This window comes from Robbsia andropogonis, from assembly GCF_000970345.1.
Taxonomy (GTDB): Bacteria; Pseudomonadota; Gammaproteobacteria; order Burkholderiales; family Burkholderiaceae; genus Robbsia; species Robbsia andropogonis.
Window position 1 is genome coordinate 302,340 of the sequence record NZ_LAQU01000002.1, and the last position, 18,871, is coordinate 321,210.

Below are 18,871 nucleotides of genomic sequence, written 5' to 3' on the forward strand. Positions count from 1 at the left end.
GTTCGGTGTTTTCGCTTCAATTGGCGCGCTTATCCCTATCTCTATCGCTCCAGAAAACCAGCTAACCCTCATCCTCGCTTTACGGCTCCAATACGGTTATCTGACGTGTTGCATACGACCGTACCAACGGACACCAGGCGCAGAACGTTGGTATGGTCGTGCCCTGGTATTGACCTCTCAAATCGATTAACAGTCGCCCTTCTTCCACGTGTCACCACGAAAGCTTTTCACTCGTGCTCTCTCATCGCCTCCTCCCACCGCAGCGTGTTCTCACTCCAGCCTTGCAAATGCTGAACGTTGACGTTCCAGCAGGTATTTCGACATCTATCAAAGTATTATTGTGCAACTAACAAATATATCGTGATCAACATCCATTTCTACATGTGTCGATTACAGAACGACAATATTCTCACCCGCTGAGACAACCTGCTGTTAGAGATAGTCATGGCACGTAGTTCCCTGCACGCAAAGCAAACTAAAACGATCTGACGGATATAACCATACGGATTTGGATTTACCGGCATCGCTTTGCTTACTCGTAAGGTAAACGGAAACGCGCAAGGTTCGTTTTTGCACACGGGCATAACAACTGCACGTAATAGGAAGCCTCTCCATCAAGCGGTTTTCCACAGGAGAGGCCAATCGGATCCTTATTTGTCGGGATCTGCAGATTGTCGAAAATGCGTGTGAGGACTGTCGTACCTTCACATGGAAGCGTATAGCAACCGAACCGCTTGGAGGCCTGTCTTAGGGAAATCATGCAAGATGTACGGTTTGGGGCTGGGGTTCCTGTCTATTGAAGAAGGTAAACTAAAAAACTACTAAAACCCTTCTTAAAACCTTCTAGTTCCTCTCAGATCATCGATTAATTCTCTTAGAATCATATAGTTAAATTGTTCGCCGGTGACTAATTGACGAGATTTGGGGAGCATTTGACTCGTTCGGGGAAGTATTTGACGTTCACCGGTGATCATTTGACGCAGGGTGGGGAGTAATTGACTTCAAGCTGTGGATAACTTCAACAGCAAACCGCTTCCCGCAGGCTGATTGCGCATTCGTTGGCGCACGAACACGTGTTTACCCGTAATTTGCCGCATTCCGGTGGTTTCGTTGGCTTTGGTGACCATTTGACTCAAGTCGGCAATCACAAATTGCAAACGCATGCCTCGATTGTGAGTGGTATCGAGTCAAATGGTCACCAACCCGGAAGTCGACGGGTGACTATTTGACTTGAATTTGCGTCTCATATTTTTTGTTTGGTGAGTATTTGACTCGATTGATGGCGCTGCGCCAGCGGTGATAGTGGGTATTTGACTAAGATTCATGGCATAAAGCACCCGTATGAGGTGAGTATTTGACTAAATATTCGCATTAAGCGGATGACCCTACCTGTGTTTGGCTAAGTGCATCGCAATAGCAACCGGTTTTGATCCGGCGACAGTGCTTTACGTCGTTTGAAATCGGTATTCCTATCTCCCTGGTCGAAGGGGGGCGCACCGAGGTGAGTATTTGACTTAGACGCGTATGGATAAATTGGTAATTGGATCAAAGTGATACATCGTCAGCAGGCTTGTTCACGCAGGCAGTGCTCGTGGCAGCGCCATTGTGCACGGCGACCGCCGGGCTTAACCGTAAAACAGCCAAATCTTGCCTGTAAAGCCCTACTACGATGTATCTAGACAGCAAATCCCGGCTGTTTTTAGCTTTTGCGGCCAGGTCGCGCCGGCTCAAAGTTCGATGGAAAGGATTTTGTGATGTTCAGACACAAGATTGCGTCTGTTTCATGGCGCACGGATAGGCGACCCTCGTCTATCGCGGAGTGGCGGGGAGTAATTGACTTATACAAGACGCTTGACGGCGCCAGACCGTAAAAAGTGCTGGCGTTCGAAAGAGCTATCTGATTCGGCCGTGGTCGGAATTCGGCCGCAGGAGGATGTCAAGCGGCCCGTTTCAAGGCCATTTAGATTAAATTCTGAACTGGCGCAACAGACAAGACGGGCTGGGCACCGTCGCCGGTGACCATTTGACTACGAACCACTTTGATCTTATCGGTTTCGTCTAATTGCCAATCCGTCAGAAATCCGACATCAACCAAGCTTGCAAGCGCCGCCTTCAACGCTTTTCTGAAAGACTTCAGCTCTGCCATCCGTGATCCACACAACTTGTAAATCGTTTCGACCTTCATCGGATATGGCGCCTGATTGGTTGCATAAAAGGCGTGCAACCACTTTTCAAGTGGCGACAGCTTTGCGCGCATTGTCCAATCGATGCGGGTGTAATCACCAGGACGCAATTGTGCAGCAACGTCCGAGTTGATTTGTACTTTCCACAAGGTCACGTCTTCAACGTTCGATTCTTTTACGCCAGCGTACTTTAACAGCAACGCCCCGCCATACACCACCTCAACGTTGTTCTTCGAGGGTGCCCGAGTTACTTCCAAAGCGCAGGCAACCAGTCGGCGAATAGTGGCACGGAGTTCGGTCAGACTACGGGAATTATGGGTCCATCCCAGCGCTTTGATCATTTGACGGCCATCGAACTCTACCCATTCTTGGCGGTTATCGACGGTCGATCCGCGCGCGAGATGCAGTATTTGCAAATAGACGTCGTAGTCGCGCTGGCGCAGCTCTTCACCCGTGTACGTAATGCGGAGATGTTCAAGCGCATAGACGGGTTGTCCCTTCAGATTACGCCGCGCTTCTTTTTGTCCGCATGTAAAAAGCGCCGAGCGAACCAAGTCGTGCAGCACGGGGCGATGTTCCTCTGACCATAAAGGAATCTGGACGCGTCGTGCAAGTGATCCACTTTGGGTTGGCGCATTCTTACGCGCCGCGGCAGTACGCTGCAGCCGTTCGACGACCTCAAGCACGGATTCTTTCCGTTCCGCGCTATCGGCGGACGGTTGCGAGAAGAATTCGGGCGAGATCAGGTTCGCAAGGTTCCGTGTAGCCATTTCCACTTCATTCGGTGGGCATAATCGGGTATTCTAGTTCCGATCACTTTTTTATGCCAGAAGTGAAATTTCTGATCGGAATTAAAAAATGATAGAGCCTCTGCGGTCCGAATATACGATCGATGACATCGAAGAGCAAGCCAACCGTGTGGCGGATGTCGTCGAGCGCGTGCGGAATAGTATTTTTCGCCAGACTACATCAAAAAGTCGCCCATTTTTTCGATCAAGCAAGTGGCGGCGCTGTGCCGCCTTGATCGGAGCGCATTTGCCCGGCGGCTGGCGAAGGGTGACTTACCGCCCGGGACCGAGATGAACAGGTCCAAACGCGATTTTACGCTAGCCGAGGCGAGAGTATGGGCGCGTGCCTATAACCGATCTTACAAGCGCAAGTCTGGCGATAAGGCAGTGGTCATCACGACTGGGAACAGCAAAGGGGGCGTCAGCAAGACGACGACCACCATGTGCATGGCCCAAGGACTGTCTTTGCTCGGATATCGCGTCTTATGTGTAGATCTGGACCCGCAGGGATCGCTTACTAGTCTTTGCGGCTATCTTCCAGACACGCAGGTTCAAGAGGAGGATACGGTGTTGTCGCTATGCGCGGGCGAGCAGACATCGCTTGATTACGCCGTGCGCCAAACTTACTGGGACGGTATTGATGTGGTCGCCTGCGCGCCTGTCGCGTTTGCAGCGGAATTCCATATTCCAAGCCGCCAATCACGTCGAGAGCCGGGGTTTCAATTCTATGACGTTATCAACAGTGGGTTGGAATCGTTACGGAATATTTATGATGTCATTCTGATTGATACCTCACCCACGTTGTCGTATCTGTCACTGAATGCCTTTTATGCCGCTGATGGCTTGGTGATGCCGATGCCGCCACGCGGCATGGACTTTGCAAGTTCCAGTCAGTTTTGGACCTTGTTCTCCGGATTGGCGACCACCATCGCAGAGCAGACGGGAAGTCAAAAGACCTGGAAGTTTATCGACGTCCTGCTGTGTATGACCGAGGGTAAGGGCAACGTCAACGAAAGCGTCGTACGTGAATGGATCAAGGTCGCTTATGGAGACAAGCTGATGACTTGTGAAATCCCCAAGACAGTCGTGACGAGTTCGTCCGGGACCAAGTTTTCAACCGTCTACGATATTGAGAAGTACGTGGGTAGTGCGAAAACCTACGAAAACGCTCGCGTGGCCTATGACGCCGCTGTCGAGCAATTAGAGAGTCAGATTCGCCGGATTTGGGCCAACCAGACAGTCGGAGTTGAAGGATGAGCAAACAACGCGAAGAGGCTGCCCGTTTGGCGGCCGCGGCCCTGGGAACCGATGTTCTGCCGACCTTCTCTCGTCGTGCACCACGTGTTGCGATGAACACAGTGTCTGATTTCACCGGTGAATTAGAGCGGGCGGAGCGGGATTTGTCAGAGGCGAAAGTGCGCTTGGCTGAGTACGATGGCGCGTTGCCCACGCGAAAGATTGATGCAAAGCAAGTTCGCCTTTCCCGATTCGCAAACCGGATCGAAGATTCGTTTCGCGATGCTGACTTCGCCGCGCTCAAAGCGGAAATCGCCAATGCAGGCGGTAATATCCAGCCGATCAAAGTTAGACGCGCTGGTGAGTCGTACGAGTTGGTATGGGGCCACCGACGCCACCGTGCATGCCTGGAGCTGGATCTTCCGGTGCTGGCAACGATCACCGAATCGATGAGTGATCGAGAGCTTTTTGAGGAAATGAGCCGGGAAAACGAGCAACGGAAAAATTTGTCTGCTTACGAGATGGCGATGCACTATCGGCGGGCGGTTGATTTGAAGCTGTACAAAAATTGGTCCGAAGTAGCGGCCGTGCTGGGGAAGACACGCGGTTTGCTGAGTCGCTATAGTGCACTTGCAGATCTGCCTAAGGTGATCGTGGAAGCTTTTCCTTCGCCGAATGATATTCAGCCCAAATGGGCAGCGACGTTGCGTAAGGTATTCGACGTTGATGCTGAAGCAGTTTCTCAGGCGGCCCAGCGAGTAAAAGGGAGGTCGTTGCCCGCGCGATCAGTGTTTGAAACACTCGTCAACCTGCCAGTCAAGCAGTTTACCCGGGTAAACATTGGAGCGTGTCAATGGACCGAATCGGAAGATGCTGTGCGCATTGATATTGATCGACGGCGATTTGACAATAACAAACTTCAGGCGGTTCGGTCGTTTCTCCAGGAATTGGAAAAATCTGATTAATGTGGTTGTGTACCAACTTTAACGGCACCCTCGTGGTGCCTTTTGCATTTTAGGGACGAGATAACGGCGCTAGGTTAAACACTCATCGGTAGGACTGGTCGAGTGCGAAAATGTTTACCTGGGTAAACATGTGGGAGCCCGATCGAAAACTTGCCTTGCATATCTGCGCCGCACAATGTGACAGCGTTCCCAATGGAAAAACTCGAATTTTTATCACGAGGAATTTGACTGAGGCATGTCAGCGGTTGGGGGTGACAGTCAAACAATCGAACTTGTCGCCCGTTAGGAAGCCTGCCGCCTTGATGGCCGCTTTGTTTACCCCGGTAAACGAATTTATAAGTTGCTCAATTAAGAGCACCTCTTATGTAGCGGCGTGGGTTGTATTGCAGATTGATAAAGTAGCGTGTGACCATATCCGTGTTACACCTGCGCGCCTAGATGTTGAAACGTATAGCATGGGCATCTGGGGAGTGCATCACATAGACGTCCTCGCTTGCAGGTGTCCGAACGTTAATCAGGCATCGGGCGATTCGATTTGGTTGTCACCTTCCGACATTTGTTTACCCGGGTAAACAAACGATGAGTGATCCAGTGGGCCATCTTTGTGAAGTTGTTATCCAGCAAGGGTCGTGGTACTAGGCGTTTTGCAAAGCGCGTCTTGCACGCTAAGGAATACGGAAACCTATATCGGGGCAAGATCCAATGCCCTTTCACTAATGCGAATCTTGAGCGTCATCGTGAGCGGCAAAGGGTGTTGTTGCAATGTGTATTTTCTTTGTCCGATATGGCGGCAGGCTGCCGATTGCGATACGGGTCAGCGGCGTGTTCAAGCGATAGAGTCGCTTGCGGGGTATGCCGTGCGAAATGGCCCGATGGAACGATGTCAGGCGATACGCGTGGTTAATCCCGACTTCGTCGCATCTACTATCGCTTTACCCAGTAGGATTTGGACGTAGTTAGGAGGGGTCGCTTTAGCCTGTTTACCCGGGTAAACAATGCCGAATACGCCATGCAAAGCGGGATTCAACATCAAGCAATAGGGGGCCAACAACGACGTTTTCGGCAGGGAATTGTTCTGGAATCCATGCCGAGGGTATTTGCTGACGGGACCCTACAGATCCGCGCAAATTGTTCAAAATTCGGTGTGTGATGTCTAATTGCGGTCGTTACGTATTTTGCCGGAAGGTCAAACATTTGCGTCGTTCGTACCGGATCGTCGAGCCTAGCGGCACGGAGTTGGCATTCGCATTGATTGCGTATAAAGTTTTGAATCAACATAGCCGAATCCTGTCGACGCGCCGCCATATAAACCCCTCCGTTCACGTTTCTGTCGTTCGCCCCGCGTCCCGAGAATCTCGTTGCTTGATTAAATGGAGCAACATCGAAATCGCGTTCTAGATTAAAACCGTCGACAAAAAGAAGAAGCCGGTACGGTAGCAACTACCCAAAAAAGCGCTCATCTCGTCTCCTGCATATGCCGATATATTTTCCTGGCGAAGGCGACACCCGACGGATCAATATGGCATTGCCCTCTTTCGCATCATCGGCTGAAATATCCGGGATAAAACGCCACACGAGCTCCGATGATCTATTCACTCACATGCGCCGCCTATTCGTATCGAGTTGCCTTCGCTTAAAAGAACGAGCGGATATCTGCATAAAATGCATCGTACGCAGGAGCGCGAAGCGCTCCCTTGAGGAGACAGCGGTTCCGCGCCTATTGATGACAGAGGAATTCCCTCATCCATATACATCCTCGCGCCAACGAAGCAAGTGACGGCGCGTTAACACCGTCTGCTTTAACCAAAGATCCTGAAGTTGTTTACCCGGGTAAACAACGCCACACACCATTGTCGCCTATGCGGATCGGTGATCACGTTATCCCGGACAACATATTTCATGTCTCATCCATGTAGAAATCTCGCCAGTCACAGAAAGTGCCACCGCCTGTCATGAGAATAGTCGGAAATCAAGCATCTCCTCTATGCGAGCGGGCCTACGTCGGACAGGCTTCCTCCGTTGTTGGCACTTTTTGGTCAACTAAAAGCGAGGAGAGATGGTGTGGATTCTTTGTTGTTGAGGTGGACTGGTGAACTCGCTGATGCCGTGTCAGGGATGGCTTTAGTGGCAACGCTTTTAGGCGCGGGTGCGTTCTTCACCTATCGATTTGGTGGCGTCCAGATACGTGCCTTGTTCGAGAGCTTACGCGTAATGGCCGGAAGCGGAACGGGTGCAGGGCGCGGCATCACTCCTTTCCAGGCGTTTGCAACCGGTTTGGCGAGTCGAGTAGGTACAGGAAATATCGCCGGTGTTGCTGTAGCGCTATCAATGGGCGGTCCAGGGGCAATTTTCTGGATGTGGATGACAGCGTTATTGGGTATGGCATCCGCTTTTGGAGAATCCACCCTTGCTCAAATATTCAAGGTTCCACATCGCGATCACACTTTCCGTGGCGGGCCCGCTTACTACATACGCGATGGACTAAAGGCAAAATGGCTTGGAAATATTTTCGCTGCTGCCTTGATTTTTGCATTCGGCTTTGCATTGAATACCGTTCAAGCGAACTCGATCGCGGACGCTTTTCATACATCGTTTGGCTGGTCTAAGATGGCCGTCGGCATAGGCCTCGTGTTGATCACCATCCCGATTGTTTTCGGAGGTATCCGCCGTATAGCGTTGAGTGCCCAATACATCGTGCCGCTGATGGCGCTGATCTATATTGGTCTATCGGGCTATGTGGTTCTCGTCAATTTTGAAGCCATTCCCAGCGTCTTAGGAACAATCTATCGGCACGCATTTGGCGTGGAGCAGGCGGCAGGTGGCACCGCAGGATATGCCGTGGGCCAGGCGGTCATGATGGGAGTTCGTCGCGGTCTGTTTTCAAATGAAGCTGGAATGGGAAGCGCACCCAATGCCGCCGCGGTCGCGACTGCAAAACACCCCGTTCAACAGGGCTTACTACAGATGCTGGGTGTCTGTTTTGACACAATGATCGTCTGTACCGGGACCGCGGCCCTTATCCTGCTGTCCGGTGCATTTGAACCCGGCGGCGGGATGGTAGGGGCGTCGTTAACACAGCGGGCAATGGCCGTTCATGTAGGCGAATGGGGCTTGCCCTATATGGCGGTGACGCTATTCTTTCTCGCCTACTCTAGCGTTTTGGGGAATTGCGCGTATGCCGAAGTGAATGTCGACTTCCTGACCAAGCATCCTGCGGCGTTGTATCTGTTCCGACTTGCCGTTGTATGCGCGGTGATGACAGGGGCGCTATCTAGCTTGCCTCTAGTCTGGAGTTTGGCTGACATCAGTACCGCTCTCATGGCGTTTATTAATATTGCCGCGGTTGTTCTGTTGTCTCGCTATATCGTTATTGCATGGCACGACTATCGTATGCAGCGTAAAGCCGGCATCAGAGCCCCCGTATTTAGCCGCGCGACGCTGGGGGATCTCGACATGTACATTCATGCTGAAGTCTGGGGACCAAAGACAAGCGTGGGCCAAAAAGAGAGTAGCGAGCACGCCCTGATTGGCGAACAAACCAGGCAGACCCAGTAGCCAGAAGCCTTGAATCGGCAAAATCTCTTTGCTTTGGATTCCTCGTTGCGGTTTGTTTACCCGGGTAAACAAACCGTACGCTATACATTCAATTTGCCGTTCCTCAAAAAGTTCTGGAACGTCTGGGCGTAACGGCGATGCATCATTTATGTGTCTCGAATCGTGCCATCAGATGCATCCCCAACAACTGCGATTGATTCACTTTCATTCATGCATTATCGAATATAATCATGTACGACGTTTTTTATGTGAACTTCAAGCAATTTCTCATCATTCAGCCGGAATCCCTCGCCAGGTAAGGGATTCCGCAGGTGAGTAGCGATCTTTGGTGATCGCGATGAGATAAAGGACATCCATAGGGCCCGTGAAATGCCATTAAGCACAAGACGATTGGAGAATTCGCATTTCGCGTTCTATCGTGCCTATTTGGAAGGTCCGGACGCGCTTGATCTGGCCGCTCTTGCGGATCGCTATTTGGATTGCGGACGTGATCCGCGTCGTGTCCGTGCGTTATTACGATGGTTGCAGGACGAATTCGCCGCGGCCGCCCGTCGCAACGGTGATTGGGAAGCGTTGCGGCTGTTGCGACTCCCGAAATCACTTGAGCACCATGATGATCACGCGGACGCTTCATTCACACCGTCGTTGACAGATTTTGCCGCGCAGGTCGATCCAGACAATGTGTACGGTGAGGCCGAACTCATTGGGCTGTATCGTGAGCACCATCCGAAAGCCGACAATCGTCGGGCGGCGAAAACCGCGCGCCTACGAGAGCGGCGTCTTGCCGCGTTGCGCCGTTTGCAGCATATCTCCGTGGATGCCCCACAGCCAGGGCATGCCGTCGACGGATGGTTTGATGCGAATGTCGTCATGCGAATGCACCGTGCAGGCATAGCAACGCTTGCACAGTTATGCGAAACGATCAACGGGAATGGCGTGCGCTGGTATCGCGATATTCCGCATCTTGGACCGATCGGCGCGGCGCGCATCGTACGCTGGGTACAGGCAAACGCAATGAGCTTAGGCGGGTTGGTGTCGCGGCATTGTGCGGAAGGGGGCTTCACGGCGTCAGTGGCTATTCCAGCGCGTGGCGCGATTGTTCCGATCGAAACCCTGGCAAGTCAAGGCTTGCCAGCGGCGTTGTCGGGGAGTGAAGGGACTAATCGCAGTCTGAATGCCGAGCGGTCCATTGCCGCCGAGACGGATGTCGCGGCGATATGCATCTGGTTGGACGCACAAGCCGGTTCAGCGCACACACGAAGGGCGTATCGTACACAGGCCGAACGTATTCTGCTGTGGTCCATCGTGGAACGCGGCAAACCGCTGTCATCGCTGAATGCAGAGGATATTGCCGCATATCGCGACTTCATCATGGCGCCGCCGGCGTCGTGGATTGCGGCGCGTCATACGCCGCGGTGGTCGGTGCGATGGCGTCCGTTTGCCGGCCCGCTGACCGAGAGCAGCCGCGCAACAGCGAGCAATGTTCTGAAAGCGCTGTTCCGATGGCTCGTCACCGTAGGCTATCTTCATACCGATCCATGGCGAGCGTGGCGCGATGCCGTCGCGCCACGTCTTGCTTCATCATCGTCGTCTGTCGCCGATGCGCAGCAACGCAGAGCGCGGGTGGCGATTGGCGTTGATACCCGCATTCCCGTACGCGTTGAGCGTGTTGTTGCGGCCATGCCATGGCAAGCATTGATGGCATTTGCCAAACAATCCGATAGGGAGCGCGACCATCGAGCGTTCTGCATGCTTGCGCTTTCTCATGCCGCGGGACTTCGTTTGCAGGAGATCAGCGCATTGCGACTGCGCGACGTGCGTTTTCCGCGGGATGCCTCCGGTGTTTGCACGATAGCGATAGCGTCAGAGGTAAGAAAAAAAGTGATTCGGAGCGCCACTACCCGTATTCTCGATCTGCCGTCGTGGGTCACCGCGGCGCTGCGCCGGTATATCGAGATGCGCGGTGAGGTCAGCACAACTGGTTTGCATCATCATGATCTTCCGCTGTTCATGCCGCTAGCGAGTGAACGATACAGATCTTCGCAACCGGATAGGGCGGTTGGATCCGATGGTCTGCCCGCATCGCCGGACAAAGGCCGTATGTTCGATCGCGCACGTGTCGGCATACCAATGCACGCATCGGCGCTCGCGCGAGCGATCACTGAGTTTGTCGAGGCCGTGGCCAAATCCATCGAAAATGACGAGCCGATACTTGCGTCGCTACTGCGTCAGATTCGGACGGGCGTTTGCCGGCATACCTATACCCGAACGGCATTGATCGCCGCGACGCCGACAGACCGGTTACAGCGCCAACTCGGTTTGCGATCAAAGACCACGATCAACGCACATCGACGTGCGCTAGCGGGGCACGATGCTGCCCGTGATCGCGTCGGCTATTGAGCAGCGCGGCGGTCTCGTCGTGATGCGATAGGTGAACGAATCCACGCGCCGCGCGAGGTAACGGGCATGCGTGGCGGGGCGGGCAGGGACAAGGATACGTGGCACGACCTCTGTCACGAGGTCGTCATGAGAAAATGAATCGCGGCAAAACAAACAGGTCAGCAATAGAGTTCAAGTGAACTATGAACAGCGCGGAAATTCAAGCACCTTCAGAGGTGCATGTCACAAAAGGAGATGTCACCGTCTGATCGCGGCGATATGACCATACGCATGCACCTGCCATGCGCAGTGCGACCATGGGCTTCAGTCAGCCGGCTGCCCAGGAGCCAGAGCGCGACCGCCACGATGACCACAACGCATTCGAGTGGTCCCGGCCACTATTCCGCGAGTTTTATCTGGGCGTCTAATAGCTGCAGACCCGCCAAGGCCGATTGCTGGAAGCCGACGCCCAATGTGGGCGGGATGGAAAACTCGCGCGGATTGATCCGAATGATCCTCTGGCCCATCCGTTCGCTGAAATGACGTACTGTTGAGACAGCCGTCCCTGCCCCCAATTCAATGACTACCGGCTTCTTGACCTTCGCCAACCATTCCGTCAATGCCGCCTGCTGGTGTTCAGTGGATGCACTGACCCAATGCCAATCGCTAAACATCAGAACGTTTGGGCGCGCGAGGCCGCCACAAAATGGGCAGCGCGGCAATGCGTTGCGTAGCTCGCAGCGCGATGCATCAACATCGGGAACAAAATCGTCAGCCGACCACGAACGGTAGCAGCACGGTTCGACGCATTGCATGGCGTGGATCGATCCATGGCATTCGACCACGCGTGACGGGTCGAAACCGGCTTTTTGAAACTGACCATCGACATTGCTGGTGAATACAAACGCGCCATGCGTCATCTTCGCCGCCCACTCCAGCATTCGGCCATGGCCTTCGTGCGGAACGGTGTTTCTATACAGCGCTAGCCGGTGCCCATAGAAGCCCCAGCTCAACGTCGCATGCCGCGAAAATCCAGCGGGATTTGCAATCTGTTCAAACGACAGCCTCGCCTCACGCAACGGCGGATAGGCCCGCCACAATCCTTCGTCGCCGCGGAATTCGGGTAGACCGGAGTCGACCCCATTTCCAGCGCCAGCGGTAATCAACAGCCCATCAGCTTCGCGGATCCATGAGACCGCCAATGCGAAGCGCGCTTCTTTGTCCATCCTTTATTAGCTCCAGGATCACGGCAATTGTCGCATCGCGAGTATGCATGTAAACAGATTTGCAAGACTGACAAAATATGACAGATCAACAACGATTCGGAAAGAGGCCGACCGTCGTCGAGACGCCCGACATCACGCGCAAATGGCGGCGGCGCAACATCTCGTAATAGCGTCTTGCGCGAACCCGCCTTGACAGCTTGAAATTGTGATCTTTATCATAACCTTATGTCGACCAAAAATGTCCAATTCTCGATCGCCGTGCATATCCTTGCCTCGCTTGGTTATCACGAAGGCGCCGAGGTTCGTTCCGCCGAGCTCGCTGAGAGCATCAACGCGGAACCGACGTTCGTGCGCCGGACGTTGTCACGGTTGACCAAAGCCGGTCTCGTGAGTGCCACTCGCGGACGTAACGGCGCTTGCCGACTTGGCCGCGCGCCGGAATCCATTACGTTATTAGATATTTATCGTGCGAGTGAAGCACCCCCCACCTCGTGCATGCATACCTATCCGGTGGAGTCGCGCTGCCTGATCAGCGTTAATATCAAAGACTGCATGCAGAGCGTGCTGGAAGACGCGCAGCGGGGATTCGAAGCACGTCTCGCGGAGAAAACACTGGACTGTCTGCTCCACGCTCTCAAGTCGTGCCCTTCTAAAGACGTGGTTGCAATGGCGTTTGAAACAGACAAGCTATCGGCATCGGCTATACATCCGGCGAAAAAGGATAGGGTCGAACGCACGCCAAAGCGTCGCCGTAAAGCGTCAGCATCCGCGCTCGACGTCATCTAATTTGATACGCGCCAGCGCATCTGGCGCGAGTTTCTTTTTTTGAGATAAACCGGCTGGCAACGTCGGGGCCATCACGCGTAAAGGGCCTGTTGTTCGATGTGCGCCTGCGTTTGCCGTTCACAGTCCTGCTCCGTGCAGTTAGCAAACACCTCCGCGATCCAGTCAACAAAGACGCGCACTTTCGATGCAAGATGCCGATTTTGGGGATACACGACCGAAATCGGTTGCGACGGCGGCGGCAGATGCGTCAGCACTTCGGTCAAGGCTCCGCAGCGCAGATAAGGTGCAAGCAGGAATCGCGTGGATTGCACAAGTCCCGCGCCCTCCACGGCGGCCAGGATACAGGCCTCGGCATCATTGAACGACAAGGTGCTCCGCATCTTGATCTCGTGCAATCGCGCGCCGTCTTCGAAAACCAGATCCAGCATCCGCCCGGTCCGATGCGAAAAATAGCGCACGGCGCGATGCTGCGCCAGCGCCGCTAGCGACTGCGGCCGGCCGTACAATGCCAGGTAATCCGGACTGGCCGCGGTCAGCATGTCCAGGGATCCGAGCTTGCGCGCCACAAGAGTCGAATCCGCCAATTCTCCTACACGGATCGCACAATCCACACCGTCCTGGATAAGGTCGACAGGACGGTCGCTGAACCCGATCATCAGTTCGATGTCGGGATAGCGCTCGCGAAAAGCGGGCAGGCGCGGCATGATCAAGCGGCGCCCGATCGCGCCGGGCATATCGAGCCGCAACACGCCGCGTGGACCTTGCGTGCTTTGTGATACAGCGTGCTCGCCGTCCTCAATATCGGCCAATATCCGAACGCAATGCGCGTAGTACTGCGCGCCCTCCGGCGTCAGATTCAGCTTCCGGGTGGTGCGTTGTAACAGGCGTACGTTGAGGTGTGCCTCCAGTTTCTTGATCAACGTCGTCGCCGACGCGTGCGGGATGTTCAGCGCATCCGCAGCACGCGAAAAGCTGCTCATCTCCACCACACGCGTAAATACCTGCATCGCCTGAAATCGGTCCATATCGCGCCTCACGGTGGAAGATTGTTCGCGGATTATAAATTGTGTTCGTAATTGGCGCAATTTATCCCGATGCCAATTTTTCGCACAATGCGCGAGTCCCCATACCGCGCCGCGACACCGGCGCGGTATGCATTGCTATTTCAATGCACGAAATTTCGCATAACCGCCTTTACTGGAAGCGACCATGTCTCTGACAAAGCATCAACAACGCGCGATCCTGGGGGTTGGCGCCCTCGCCGTCGTCGTTTTCGCCCTTAACCTGGCCCATCGGTTGAACGCCCCACTGGCACTTACAACCGTTGCCCATGCCGCGACGGCCGTGCCACCACCGCCAGAGGTCGATGTCGCGCCCGTGGTGGCACGCACGATCACGGACTTCCAACGCTATTCCGGTCGTCTTCAAGCCGTTGATCATGTCGATGTCCGGCCTTTGGTGGGAGGCACGATTGTCGCCGTGCATTTCAAGGATGGCGCGATGGTCAAGCGGGGAGCCCCGCTTTTTACGATTGACCCAAGGCCTTATGCCGCCGCACTCGACCGGGCGGTTGCACAACTCGCCGCGGCACGTGCGCGACAAGGCTATGCAGTGAGCGATGCGGCGCGGGCGCAGCGCTTGATCGCCGACAATGCCATTGCAAAGCGTGACGTCGACCAGAAGCACAACGCGGCGCTGGAAGCGGATGCCGATGTAAAAGCAGCCCAGGCAGCGGTCTCGGCAGCCCGCATCGATTTGTCGTATACGCAGATCAAGGCGCCCATCAGCGGGCGGCTGTCGCGTGCCGAACTGACCGTCGGCAATATCGTGTCAGCGGGCGCAAATGCGCCGTTGCTGACGACAGTGGTATCCGTGTCGCCAATGTATGCGTCGTTCGATGTCGACGAGCAGACCTATCTGCAATACCTCAGTCAGAACGCGCGAAATGCCGCGGGGGAACAGGCGGTTCCCGTCCGTCTTGGCTTGGCCAGCGAAGACGGCTATTCCCGCACCGGGGTTATCGATTCGATCGATAACCGCATGGATATACGCTCTGGAACGATACGCGTACGCGCACGTTTCGATAATGCCGACGGTGTCTTGTTACCGGGGTTGTACGCTCGCGTGGCGGTAGGTGGGGGCAAGCCGCATCCGGCCGTGATGATCAGCGATGCCGCCATCGGCACCGATCAGGACAAGCAGTACGTGCTTGTGGTCGACAAGGACAACAAGGCCCAGTACCGCGAAGTACACACCGGAGGCGAACACGACGGCCTACGCGTGATCACTTCGGGATTGGACGCCGGTGAACGCATTGTCGTGGAAGGGTTGCAGCGTGTGAGGCCGAATACGCCGGTGACGGTACATCTCGTTGCGATGTTGCCATCGGGTGACCAGCCGGACACGGCAAAGCAGCAAACCGTCGTGCAAGCGCAGCCCTGATCGCGCGGCAACGCGTTGCCGCCGATAGCCGCAAACAAGGACGCCGGAGCGCCCAGATGAATATCTCAAAATTTTTTATCGATCGACCGATCTTCGCGGGTGTCCTGTCCGCGATCATCCTGCTCGGCGGCTTGATCGCCGTGTTCCAGTTGCCTATCTCCGAGTATCCGGAAGTGGTGCCGCCGTCCGTGCTCGTGCATGCGCAGTACCCGGGCGCGAATCCGAAAGTGATTGCGGAGACCGTTGCCGCACCATTGGAGGAACAGATCAATGGCGTGGAAAACATGCTGTATATGCAGTCGCAGGCTAACAGCGACGGCAATATGACAACCACGGTCACGTTCAAGCTCGGTACGGATCCTGACAAGGCGCAGCAACTGGTGCAGAACCGTGTCTCCCAGGCCTTGCCACGTTTGCCGGACGACGTGCAGCGCCTGGGGGTGACGACGATCAAGGCATCTCCCACCATTACCTTGCTGGTCCATCTGATATCGCCGAGTGGCCGTTACGACTCCACTTATCTGCGTAACTACGCATTAATCAATGTGAAGGATCGGCTTGAGCGTATTCGAGGCGTAGGACAAGTGCAGATTTTTGGTGCCGGCGATTATGCGATGCGCGTGTGGCTCGATCCGCAGAAGGTGGCGGAGAAGGGGATGACCGCGACCGATGTTGTCAATGCGATTCGCGAACAGAACGTGCAGGTGGCTGCAGGTGTGATCGGGGAATCGCCTTCGATGCGCAACACGCCATTGCAGTTGAATGTTAACGCGCAAGGTCGACTGCGCAGCGAGGACGAGTTTCGCGACATCATCCTGAAAACGTCGCCTGATGGGGCGGTTACCTATTTGAAGGATGTGGCACGTGTCGAATTGGGGGCTTCCGAGTATGGTCTGCGCGCCTTCCTGAACACGAAGTCCGCGGTGGCCGTCGTAATCAATCAGCAGCCCGGTGCCAACTCGCTGCAAATTGCCGATCAGGTCCGCGCCGAGATGAAGGACATGCAGGCCGACTTTCCGCCGGGCTTGTCCTATGACATCGTCTATGATCCCACGCGTTTCGTCAGCGCCAGTATTCATGCCGTGATGCATACCCTGATCGAGGCCATCGCGCTGGTGGTCCTGGTCGTCATTGTTTTCCTGCAGACGTGGCGTGCTTCGATCATTCCGTTGCTGGCAGTACCGGTGTCGATCATCGGCACGTTCTCCCTGTTGCTCGCGTTCGGCTATTCGATCAACGCCTTGTCACTGTTTGGTCTGGTGCTGGCCATCGGTATCGTGGTGGATGACGCGATCGTTGTTGTCGAAAACGTTGAACGAAATATTGCCGCCGGTCTCTCGGCGAAAGCCGCGACCTATCGTGCGATGCAGGAGGTCAGTGGTCCGATTGTCGCCATCGCGCTGACCTTGGTGGCGGTGTTTGTGCCGCTGGCTTTCATGTCAGGCCTTACGGGGCAGTTCTACAAGCAATTCGCGATGACCATCGCGATTTCGACGGTGATTTCGGCATTCAATTCGCTGACGTTGTCACCGGCCTTGGCGGCCATGCTGCTGAAAGGACACGATGAGCCGAAGGATTGGTTGACGCGTGTCATGGATCGATTATTCGGTGGCTTTTTCCGGATATTCAACAAGGTATTTCATCGCGGCTCCGAACAATACGGGCGTGGCGTATCGCGCATTATCGGACGCAGGGCGGTGATGCTGATGTTGTACGCGGTCCTGCTTGGTGCGACGGTGTTCATGGGCAAGACCGTGCCGGGGGGCTTCGTACCGGCACAGGACAAGCTCTATCTGGTTGCCATCGCGCAGTTGCCAAATGGCGCGTCGCTGGATCGCACCGAGGAAGTGGTGCAGGAAATGGGCCGCATTGCATTGACGGTGCCCGGTGTATCGGCCGCGGTGCAGTTTCCGGGCTTGTCGGTAAACGGCTTCACGAACTCGTCAAGCGCCGGCATCACGTTCATCGTATTGGACCCGATCGACAAGCGACCCGGCCATGTGCCAATGGACAAGATTCTGGCCGAATTGAATACCAAGATGTCCACGATCAAGGGGGCGTTCCTTGCCGTATTCCCGCCACCACCGGTGTTGGGACTCGGCACGCTTGGCGGATTCAAGCTACAGATCGAAGACCGCGGATCGCAGGGCTATACCGCGTTGTATGACGCGACCCAAGCCTTCATGAAGCGCGCGGCGCAAGCGCCGGAGTTGGGGCCGACGTTCTCGAGCTATCAGATCAACGTGCCGCAATTGAACGTCGAACTCGATCGGGTGAAAGCCAAGCAGCTCGGTGTCTCCGTAACCGATGTTTTCAATACGATGCAAGTGTACCTGGGATCGTTCTACGTCAACGACTTCAACAAGTTCGGCCGTGTCTACCAAGTACGTGTGCAGGCGGATGCGCGTTTCCGATCGAATACCGGCGATATTGGTTTGCTCCAGACGCGTAATGCGAACGGTGACATGGTGCCGTTGTCGTCGCTCGTGAAGGTCACGCCAACCTATGGTCCGGATATGGTGGTGCGTTACAACGGCTATACCGCCGCCGACGTCAACGGCGGGCCGGCGCCGGGCTATTCGACCGATCAAGCGCAAGCGGCGGTACGCCGCATTGCGGCGGAAACGCTGCCACGTGGGTTCAAGTTCGAATGGACCGACCTCTCGTACCAGCAGGAACTGGCGGGAAACGCCGCGTTCATCGTCTTCCCGATCAGCGTGTTGCTCGTGTATCTGGTGCTTGCCGCGCTGTATGAAAGTCTGGTGCTGCCACTTGCGGTAATCCTGATCGTGCCGATGAGCATCCTGTCGGCGTTGACCGGCATCTGGTTGACGCACGGCGACAACAACATCTTCACGCAGATCGGATTGATGGTGCTGGTGGGCTTGTCGGCGAAGAACGCGATTCTGATCGTCGAATTCGCGCGGGAACTGGAGATGCAGGGCCGCACTCTCATCCAGGCTGCGGTGGAGGCGAGTCGCCTGCGCTTGCGTCCGATCTTGATGACCTCGATCGCTTTCATCATGGGAGTCGTGCCGCTGGTGCTGGCGAGCGGCCCAGGTTCCGAGATGCGGCATGCCATGGGGATCGCCGTCTTTTTCGGCATGCTGGGGGTGACATTGTTTGGCCTCATGCTGACGCCGGTTTTCTATGTGGTGTTGCGCAAGCTTACGCGCAAAGCGCATCTGGAGGACACGCATCACCGGCATCCTGCGATCCAGGGCGTGGATGCTTCCTGGAACGGCGACGGTGGCCGAGCCGCAGATGAATCGTCGTGAGCGCGCGCAACGGGTGAAGAGAGAAACGAAATG

Annotated in this window: 10 protein-coding genes; 7 read left to right on the plus strand and 3 right to left on the minus strand. The window is 55.1% G+C overall.

Annotated elements, in window-relative coordinates; translation table 11 throughout:
* Positions 1–1,960: 1,960 nt before the first annotated feature.
* A complete protein-coding gene (trfA, locus tag WM40_RS03285) occupies positions 1,961–2,869 on the minus strand; it encodes a plasmid replication initiator TrfA (protein ID WP_236693364.1) in 909 nt (302 codons plus the stop codon).
* Positions 2,870–3,418: 549 nt separating this feature from the next.
* On the opposite strand from trfA, the gene WM40_RS03290 reads away from it, so the two are divergent.
* From WM40_RS03290 to WM40_RS27640, 4 genes are all read left to right on the plus strand, one after another.
* Positions 3,419–4,228 carry a ParA family protein gene (locus tag WM40_RS03290; RefSeq protein ID WP_236693365.1) on the plus strand — a complete coding sequence of 270 codons (810 nt, stop codon included), beginning with the start codon at positions 3,419–3,421 and terminating at the stop codon, positions 4,226–4,228.
* Positions 4,225–5,172, plus strand: coding sequence for a ParB/RepB/Spo0J family partition protein (locus WM40_RS03295; protein WP_024904220.1), 948 nt, complete (start codon positions 4,225–4,227; stop codon positions 5,170–5,172). Before WM40_RS03290 ends, WM40_RS03295 begins: the two co-directional genes overlap by 4 nt.
* A 2,115-nt stretch (positions 5,173–7,287) precedes the next feature.
* A complete protein-coding gene (locus WM40_RS03300; RefSeq protein ID WP_046152116.1) occupies positions 7,288–8,727 on the plus strand; it encodes an alanine/glycine:cation symporter family protein in 1,440 nt (479 codons plus the stop codon).
* Between the two features lie 390 nt (positions 8,728–9,117).
* Positions 9,118–11,127 carry a phage integrase family protein gene (locus tag WM40_RS27640; RefSeq protein WP_051504547.1) on the plus strand — a complete coding sequence of 670 codons (2,010 nt, stop codon included), beginning with the start codon at positions 9,118–9,120 and terminating at the stop codon, positions 11,125–11,127.
* A gap of 377 nt (positions 11,128–11,504) precedes the next feature.
* On the opposite strand, the gene WM40_RS03310 is transcribed toward WM40_RS27640, so the two are convergent.
* On the minus strand, positions 11,505–12,332 hold the full coding sequence (locus WM40_RS03310; RefSeq protein WP_046152117.1) for an SIR2 family NAD-dependent protein deacylase: 828 nt from the start codon (positions 12,330–12,332) through the stop codon (positions 11,505–11,507).
* Between the two features lie 225 nt (positions 12,333–12,557).
* Here WM40_RS03310 and WM40_RS03315 point away from each other — a divergent pair, with 225 nt between their 5' ends.
* Positions 12,558–13,118 (plus strand): RrF2 family transcriptional regulator, encoded by a 561-nt coding sequence (locus WM40_RS03315; RefSeq protein WP_024904224.1) that lies wholly within the window; start codon positions 12,558–12,560, stop codon positions 13,116–13,118.
* Between the two features lie 71 nt (positions 13,119–13,189).
* Here the strand turns inward: WM40_RS03315 and WM40_RS03320 are convergent, their stop codons facing one another.
* Positions 13,190–14,143: a LysR family transcriptional regulator gene (locus WM40_RS03320; protein WP_024904225.1), complete on the minus strand. Its 954-nt coding sequence runs from the start codon at positions 14,141–14,143 to the stop codon at positions 13,190–13,192.
* A 184-nt stretch (positions 14,144–14,327) separates the two neighbouring features.
* Here WM40_RS03320 and WM40_RS03325 point away from each other — a divergent pair, with 184 nt between their 5' ends.
* Complete coding sequence (locus WM40_RS03325; protein ID WP_046152118.1) at positions 14,328–15,560, plus strand: efflux RND transporter periplasmic adaptor subunit; 1,233 nt, start codon at positions 14,328–14,330, stop codon at positions 15,558–15,560.
* Positions 15,561–15,616: 56 nt separating this feature from the next.
* Positions 15,617–18,838, plus strand: a complete 3,222-nt coding sequence (locus WM40_RS03330; RefSeq protein ID WP_024904227.1) for an efflux RND transporter permease subunit — start codon at positions 15,617–15,619, stop codon at positions 18,836–18,838.
* Positions 18,839–18,871 lie beyond the last annotated feature (33 nt).

Excerpts from the sequence above, each read along its gene's own strand:
- WM40_RS03330 (WP_024904227.1), top strand. The coding sequence starts at position 15,617 with ATGAATATCTCAAAATTTTTTATCGATCGACCGATCTTCGCGGGTGTC.
- WM40_RS03325 (WP_046152118.1), top strand. The coding sequence starts at position 14,328 with ATGTCTCTGACAAAGCATCAACAACGCGCGATCCTGGGGGTTGGCGCC.
- WM40_RS03290 (WP_236693365.1), top strand. The coding sequence starts at position 3,419 with ATGGCCCAAGGACTGTCTTTGCTCGGATATCGCGTCTTATGTGTAGAT.
- WM40_RS03315 (WP_024904224.1), top strand. The coding sequence starts at position 12,558 with ATGTCGACCAAAAATGTCCAATTCTCGATCGCCGTGCATATCCTTGCC.
- WM40_RS03295 (WP_024904220.1), top strand. The coding sequence starts at position 4,225 with ATGAGCAAACAACGCGAAGAGGCTGCCCGTTTGGCGGCCGCGGCCCTG.
- WM40_RS03300 (WP_046152116.1), top strand. The coding sequence starts at position 7,288 with ATGGCTTTAGTGGCAACGCTTTTAGGCGCGGGTGCGTTCTTCACCTAT.
- WM40_RS03310 (WP_046152117.1), bottom strand. The coding sequence starts at position 12,332 with ATGGACAAAGAAGCGCGCTTCGCATTGGCGGTCTCATGGATCCGCGAA.
- WM40_RS03320 (WP_024904225.1), bottom strand. The coding sequence starts at position 14,143 with ATGGACCGATTTCAGGCGATGCAGGTATTTACGCGTGTGGTGGAGATG.